Origin of the sequence: Hydrotalea sp., from assembly GCA_030054115.1 — a bacterium.
Lineage (GTDB): Bacteria > Pseudomonadota > Alphaproteobacteria > JASGCL01 > JASGCL01 > JASGCL01.
In genome coordinates, this window is record JASGCL010000049.1 from 163 (window position 1) to 7,860 (window position 7,698).

Consider the following 7,698-nt stretch of genomic DNA (forward strand, 5'->3'; position numbering starts at 1 on the left):
AACATAAAAAAATACCGGTCATCAACAAATCGCAGGGCGATTTTTTGATAATTTAAATTGTATAGTAGCAAGTGAGGCAGCCCCCGCCTGAAATTTGCTTTGGCTTCGCCAAAGCAAACAACATAAAAAAATACCGGTCATCAACAAATCGCAGGGCGATTTTTTGATAATTTATATTGTAAAAAGGCGGCTGGAAAACCCAACCGCCTTTTTTATAAAAATTGCCCCCGCTTCCGTTTATATTATTTCACCATCTCTTTTAATTGCTTGCTGGGTTTGAAGCGTGGTTTTTTTGCCGCCGGGATAGAAATCGTGGCACCGGTGGCGGGGTTGCGCCCCTCGCGCGCTTTGGTTTGCTTGATATCAAAATTGCCAAAACCGGCCAATTTGACCTCTTCCCCGCGTTTTAATGCTTCGCTGATGCAATCCAACACCGCGTTCAATGCGCGGTCGGCGGTTGCTTTATCACTGCTGGTTTTTCCGGCAATGGCTTCTATCATTTCATTTTTATTCATGTTTGTTATCCTTTCATAAGATAATTTATCAATGGTATCATACCCCAAGGTCGATTGGTGGGCGTTATCGCCCGCGCCATATTGGCCAAGAAATAATTTAGTCAATCTATTCGTTGATTCGCGGGCGAAGGTCAAACAAAAAACGCCGAAAATGCTAACAAAAATGGCATTTGTGGCTTTTGACTGGTATTGCCACCTTTTTGCCAGATAAATCATAGTATTGCGCAGATAATACCAAAGAAACTTGCCCTTCCGCTGGGCATTTGGTATAGATATTGCTAGAACTAACAGGGAAGGCAAGCCTAAGGCTGGGGCTTACCATACATAGTCCGGTGGTAATAGGTCATCCGCTATGAATAAAACACCAGCCGCGTTGTTTTGGAATGCAGGATAGGTTATAGGGAAATGAAGAAAAAAATGAAAAAACGTTACTTATTTTTACATATTGCGCGATTGGTGTTGTTGGTGGCTGGTTTGCCGTTGTTGACATCATGCGCCAAGCGCCAGGTATTAAACGCCAGCGGTGATAAGGCGCAAACCGGCCAGGTGTTAAGCGTCCTTAAAGCCAACCCGGCCGGCGGGGTCCAGGCCAGCGATGCCGCGCAACAGGCGAACGATAATGGCAGTGCCAACACAAGGGTGGCCGCCGATATCGGCAGTGATAATGATAATGAAAATATTCCCGGCGCACCCGACCAAAGCAAGGGGTATTTCGCCTATGACAGCAGTACGCTGGATGACGAAGCCCAGGCCGTGGTGCAACAATTTGGTCAATGGCTGATAGATAACACCGATGCAAAATTAACCATCGAGGGCCACGCCGACGAACGCGGCACCCGCGAATATAATTTGGCGTTGGGCGCGCGCCGTGCCAATGCGGCGAAAAGGCTTATTGTCGCCATGGGCGTCGCGCCAAACCGGATAAAAACCATTTCCTATGGCAAGGAAAGACCAGACGACCCGCGTTCGAACGAGCAGGCATGGTCGAAGAATCGCCGTTTCGTTGCTCTAAAATTACAATAAATTGATGATGTTGCTGGGGCTGGTGGTCGCAAGCATGACCAAGGTGGCTACTTGTGCGTTATAGGACTTTGGGTTAAAGTGGCAACCTTAAAGCAATGAAAAAAAAATCTGTAGAAAAACGCAAAACGGACACCTCGGTGGGCGACGATTTGTGGCAAGAATTTTGCCAGCGATTGGCCGCGCCCGACATGGCGGGGTTGCTGGCGGCGGAAAAAACATTGTTGGTTGCCCTGTCGGGTGGCGGGGATTCGTGGGCACTGACCATGTTGTTAAAAAAATGGTGCGGGGCGCAGGGCAAGGATTTGGTGGCGGTGCATATCAACCACGGCCTGCGCGCGGCGGCCGATGGCGAGGCGGCAAGGTTGCAAAAAATGACGGCGCGTTACGATGTGCGATTGCGGGTAGAAAAACTGGCACCTTTTGCTGATAAAAAAAACCTGCATCATCGCGCACGGCGGGCGCGTTATGACGCCCTGGCCTCGGTGGCGCGGGAAGTTGGCGCGCGGGTGGTTATGCTCGGCCACCAAGAAAACGACGTTGCGGAAAATTTGTTGATGCGCCTGTCGCGCCGCGCCGGCATTCATGGCTTGGCGGCGATGCGCGATATTGTCGGTGGCGATGGCGATGGCTTGCCGGGTGGCGAAAATTTAGCCCAAGAAAACCAGCCGATTTATTTTTTGCGGCCATTGTTGGCGGTGCCGCGCGCCGATTTAAAAAGATATTTACAGCAGGAAAAAATTACTTTTTTTGATGACCCCAGCAATGACGATGATAGGTTTTTGCGCGCCCGCACGCGGAAAATGCTGACGCGGTTGGCAACGGAAGCCATCGCCACGCCGGCCGACATTGCCGCCACTGCACGTTACCTGCGGCTGGCGAGTGATTTTATTGCTGTGTCGGCGCGGGAAAAAAAATCCACGATAATGTCGCAAGATTCCGGCATGGTGGTGCTCCGCCGGTTTTATGGCAAGACGGACGCGCAACCGGTCGAACCATTTTTATTGCATCATTGGTTGCGCGTGGTGATGAAGCAGTGGCAGGAATCGGGCGCGTCGCAAACCGGCGTGCAACACAGCGATAATACCGCGGCCGATTTTCCGCCGCCGCAAGACCAGGTGGAAAAAATTATCGCCGCCACGGCCGCCCAGCAAGTGATATTTGATTATCCAGCTTACTGGGTTATCAGCGATGATAAAAAAATCCTGGTGATAAAAAAATCGCCCGGCCACAGCACGCTTATCAAGCCGCAAGAAAAAATTATTTGGAATAAACTTTACAAAATTGAAAACCATGGCGAAACCGATTGTCACGTGGCGGGCTTGGGTCGTGGTAAGAATTTTTTACGCGGCGAATGGGGCAATAATTTTGTCGGCTGTTCGGCCGATGATTATTTAAACGAAAAAACCAGCCGTTATTTTTATGCCCAGCAACCAACATTATTTTGGCAAGATGAGGCCGATTACTGCCTGCCGACTTTTCGCTTGTATCGCACCGCAGGCCAGGAAGCGGCAGTTACCTTCTCGCCATTACATATTTAAAAATTAGGCGCGCAATAATAAAACATGGCACAGGATATGGCTTCGAATATGATGGGCGCGGTGCCGCCGCCATACAGGCCAATCGCCCTGCCGCAACTGGCCGATTTGACGCCGCTGGAAAATCAAAAAAATTGGTCGGCGGTGGTGGCGCGGTGCGATTATTTTTTGGCCCAGCGGCCGGTCGAATTGGCAGGGCAAGATTTTCAATGGCTTGACCATTTGGCATTGGCGCATTTTAATTTGGAAAATCATGAGGCCGCCCTGGCCACGGTGGAAAAACTATTGGTTCTGCGGCCGCGCGATTTTGGCAAACAATTTTACCGCGCCACCGCGTTGAAAAACCTTGGTCGGTTTGCGGCGGCGACAGAATCGTTGGAATGGTTGGCCAGTTGCGCCGATTACCCGCGCAACATGCTTTGCCAATTATTCACCAGCCTGGCACTTAATTATCATATCCTTGGTGATTACGAAAACAGCCTGGCGGCGGTAAAATTGGCGCGCGAATTTTTTAAACAATATGGTGGCGATGAAGCCGATTTAAAAAAGCGCGAGGCCTTTTGCTACCTGCACCACGGCGATTACGCAAAAGGTTTTGAACATTACGAATACCGCCACGACGCGGTTGACGCCCAATATTTCAACGCCATGCCGCACCATCGGCCAGAAAAAATTTGGCACGGCGAAGCCATGCAAGATAAAACATTGCTGATTACGATGGAACAGGGGTTGGGCGACATGGTGATGATGGCGCGGTTTTTACCACTGATAGCAAAGCGCGCCAAAAAAATAATCGTCGAATGTTATCAGGAACTGCATCGCCTGCTGTTGAACAGCCCGTTAATCGCCGGCGTGGCAAATATCGAGATTGTCCTTTTCACCAATCAACCGAGGCTGTTCGACGCATGGACCAAGGTGATGAGCCTGCCCTATCATTTGGGCATCAATCAAGATAACGTGCCGAATATTTTGCCTTACCTGCAACCGCCGCCGGGTGAGGTTGCCTTGCCCGCCAGTGATAAAAAATACAAGATTGGTTTGGTGTGGCAAAGCGGCGTCAAGGGGTTGGACAAGGCCAATCGGTCGATGAACGTTGCCGACATGGCGGCAATCATCGCCGTGGAAAATTGCCAATTTTTTAGTTTTCAATATGACAGCGACAGCAATAAAATAAAAAACGAGATAGCGGCGACCGGCTTCGCCGATAAAATTATCGACACCGCGCCAATGATTAAGGACCTGGCCGACACGGCGATGCTGATGGAAAAAATGGATGTCATCATCACGGTTGACACGGTGGCGGCGCATTTGGCCGGCGCGTTGAACCGGCCGGTGTGGGTGATATTGCCGTTTGAAACCAGTTGGAAATGGCACCGCCATGTCAAGGCCAATTGGTATCCAAACTGCATGACATTATTTCGCCAAACCACCGCCGCGCAATGGCAAACGCCGGTGTTGCGGGTGGCGTCCTGTCTGCAACAAATTGTCGCACAAAAAAATGCAACGGCGGATGATTTTATTCACGTCGAAAAAACATTGCCGCGCGTGGCAACCACGCCGCAATTTTCACCGCCCGATATGTTGACGCAAAGCAAAAACACCATGAATGCAAAAAACTATTGGCCGGCCGCCATTTACATGAAAAAAGCTTTGGCCGACAAAACAATAACGCCGGCGATGCGAAAGCTGATGTTGCTTAACGCGCGCAATGCCTGGCGCGCGGTTTATGAATTTGACCGCGCCATTTCAACCAACGAACAATTGTTGCGCCTTCATGAAAAAACCCCTGACCAAACACCCGCCGAATTGGTCGAGGCCGAATTGAGTCAATGCCAATTGTTGCAAAATACGTGGCGGGTTGCGCCGGCGATGAAGCACCTTGCCAATGCGCAAAAAATTCTTGATGGCGACGCGGCGTTAAAAAAACAACAGGACATCCAATGGCAAAAACAGGCGATGTTTGGTTATTTGCGCCAGGGTGATTATAAAAAAGCCTGGCAATATTACGAATACCGCCACGGCGGTATTGTGCAATATGACGCGTTAAAATATTTGCCGCATCACATCCCAGAAAAAAAATTACAAAAACAGGAGGATATAAAAAACAAAACAATCTTGGTGGCGATGGAGCAGGGCTATGGCGATATTATTCAATTTGCGCGGTTCGTGCCGCAATTGGCCAGGCGATGCCAGGCGGTGGTGGTCGAATCCTACGAACCGCTTTACCCATTGTTCAAGCAGGTGCTGGAAAAAGATAACGTGAAAGTAATATTGTGGGAGCGCGAAACCCCGAGCTTCGACCATTGGCTGTTGATATGTTCCCTGCCGTATTTTTTGGACAGCGACGAAAAAACATTGCGCACCGCCAGCGCCAATCCCTATTTCCAATTGCCGGCGGCCTTCAAAAAAACCATACCGCAAAAACGAAAAAAAATTGGCATCAATTGGTTTTCCAGCTTGATTGGCAAAGACCACGAAACGAAATCGATGAAGTTGGAGCATCTGCTACCATTATTTAAAATGCCCGACGTCGATTTTTTTTCGTTGCAACGCGATGGCACGGATAAAATAAGAAGCCTCGGCCTGCAGGGGTTATTGGTTGACCTGTCGCCGATGATTAATAATTTTTTGGATACCGCCGCATGGCTATCGGCGATGGACATGGTCATCACCATCGACACCGCGCCGGCGCATCTGGCCGGTGCGCTCGGTCTTAACACCAAGTTACTGCTTCATAAAAATTGTGATTGGCGCTGGGGCAGTGCGGGCAACAAATGCTGGTGGTATGAAAACAACATGACAATTTATCGCCAACCAACCGACAATGATTGGGCGGGGGCGGTGGAATTATTGATGCAAGATATTACTTCATCAAAAAATTGAGAACCTTCCCCAAGGTTGACGTCAATTGTTGCCGCACCACCACCATGTCGATAACCCCGTGTTTTTCTAAAAACTCGGCGGTTTGAAAATCCTTGGGCAGGGTGGCGCGGGTGGTTTGTTCGATAACGCGCCGCCCGGCAAAACCGATGACCGCGCCTTGCTCGGCAATATGCACATCGCCCAACATGGCGAGCGACGCCGTTACCCCGCCGGTGGTTGGGTCGGCCAAGATAACGATGTAGGGCAATTTGGCCTCGCGCACTTTTTGAATGCCGATGATGGTGCGCGGCAATTGCATCAGCGACAACACCCCCTCCTGCATCCTTGCGCCGCCCGATGATGTCACGGTGATGAAGGCGGCCTTGTCCTTAATGGCGGCCAGGCTGGCCTCATAAAATGCCTCGCCCACCGCCTGGCCCATGGTGCCGGCCATGAAATAAAAATCGAAGCAGGCGACCACCGATTTTTTCCCGCCGATGGTGCCGCTGGCCGATACCAACGCGTCGGGGCTTTCGCCGGTGCGGGCGGCGGTCAGACGGTCTTTATAACTTTTCAAGTCGGTGAAATTGAGCGGATCCTCGGTCACCCGTGGGTGCGGCAGGATTTTATATTGACCATTGTCGAACAATTGGCTGAAACGTTCTTTCGGGCCAATGCGCATATGCGCGCCGGAGGGGAAAACAAAAAAATTATCTTTTAATTCGTCGTGATGCACCATTTGGCCAGAAATCGGGTCTTTCTGCCACAAATTGTCGGGTACGTTGCCGTTGGTTTTTTTGTCACCGGCCGATAATGTTTTGCGTTTTTTATTTAGCCAACTCATGTGATGGGAAGCCCTCGTGGTGTTATGTTTTCTTTGTTATAAAAAAACCAACCTTGTCCCCCCCGTCAGTTTTTGGTTTGTTGTTAGGATTTTTTGGTTAGCGCAAGCCACGCGATATTTCTTTTACCCTATTTAAGGCCATGTCGGCAATGGTTTTTTTATCACCTGCGGTGAGGTTTTTTTTATCGTTATTATTGCCGATTGCTTGGGCAATTTCGCGCACAATGGCCGAGCCAACCACGATGCCATCGACGTTATTTTTTAAGGCCTCGGCTTCGGTGCTGTTCGTGATGCCGAATCCCACCACCACCGGCAGGCTGGTGTGGGTTTTTATCTCGGCGATTTTTTGCTTGACCGATGCGACGTCGATTTGTCGACTGCCGGTGATGCCCAGCACCGACACATAATATAAAAACCCCTCGGCATGGTCGGCGATTTTTTTTATACGCGCCGCGTCGCTGGTGGGGGAAAGGAGGCGAATCAGCGCGATGCCATGTTGTTTGGCGGGGGTGCGAACCTCGGCGTCTTCCTCCGGCGGCAAATCAACGATAATCAAGCCATCAACCCCATGGTCGGCGCAGGTTGCCAAAAATTGCTCGACGCCATAATGCAATATCGGGTTAAAATAACCCATCAAAATAATTGGCGTGCGGTTATTTGCGGCACGAAATTTTTTTACCATGGCGAAGGTATGTTCCATTTTGTGGTGGTTGCGCAACGCCCGTTGATATGATTCCTGAATCGCCAAGCCATCGGCCACTGGGTCAGAAAATGGCATGCCGAGTTCGATAATATCCGCGCCGTAATCGGGCAGGCGGCATAAAATATCGGTCGCGGTGGCCGCGTCCGGGTCGCCGGCGGTGATGAAGGCAACAAATTTTGTTTTTTTATCGGCAAAGGTGTCGGCGATGCGGGTCAT

The 7,698-nt window shown here is 50.3% G+C and carries 6 protein-coding genes; 3 read left to right on the forward strand and 3 right to left on the reverse strand.

Annotated elements, in window-relative coordinates:
- Positions 1 to 242: 242 nt before the first annotated feature.
- On the reverse strand, positions 243 to 515 hold the full coding sequence (locus QM529_07040; protein MDI9314408.1) for an HU family DNA-binding protein: 273 nt from the start codon (positions 513 to 515) through the stop codon (positions 243 to 245).
- A gap of 417 nt (positions 516 to 932) precedes the next feature.
- On the opposite strand from QM529_07040, the gene pal reads away from it, so the two are divergent.
- From pal to QM529_07055, 3 genes are all read left to right on the forward strand, one after another.
- On the forward strand, positions 933 to 1,538 hold the full coding sequence (gene pal / locus QM529_07045) for a peptidoglycan-associated lipoprotein Pal (protein ID MDI9314409.1): 606 nt from the start codon (positions 933 to 935) through the stop codon (positions 1,536 to 1,538).
- Positions 1,539 to 1,633: 95 nt separating this feature from the next.
- Entirely contained in the window at positions 1,634 to 3,076 is a 1,443-nt protein-coding gene (gene tilS / locus QM529_07050; protein ID MDI9314410.1) for a tRNA lysidine(34) synthetase TilS, read from the forward strand.
- Between the two features lie 36 nt (positions 3,077 to 3,112).
- Positions 3,113 to 5,956 carry a hypothetical protein gene (locus QM529_07055; GenBank protein MDI9314411.1) on the forward strand — a complete coding sequence of 948 codons (2,844 nt, stop codon included), beginning with the start codon at positions 3,113 to 3,115 and terminating at the stop codon, positions 5,954 to 5,956.
- Here QM529_07055 and QM529_07060 read toward each other — a convergent pair.
- Together QM529_07060 and trpA are read right to left on the reverse strand one after the other, a co-directional pair.
- On the reverse strand, positions 5,937 to 6,779 hold the full coding sequence (locus tag QM529_07060) for an acetyl-CoA carboxylase carboxyltransferase subunit beta (GenBank protein MDI9314412.1): 843 nt from the start codon (positions 6,777 to 6,779) through the stop codon (positions 5,937 to 5,939). The two genes, QM529_07055 and QM529_07060, sit on opposite strands and share 20 nt — an antisense overlap.
- Positions 6,780 to 6,876: 97 nt before the next feature.
- Positions 6,877 to 7,698: tryptophan synthase subunit alpha (gene trpA / locus QM529_07065; GenBank protein ID MDI9314413.1), on the reverse strand; the 822-nt coding region annotated here is incomplete at its 5' end.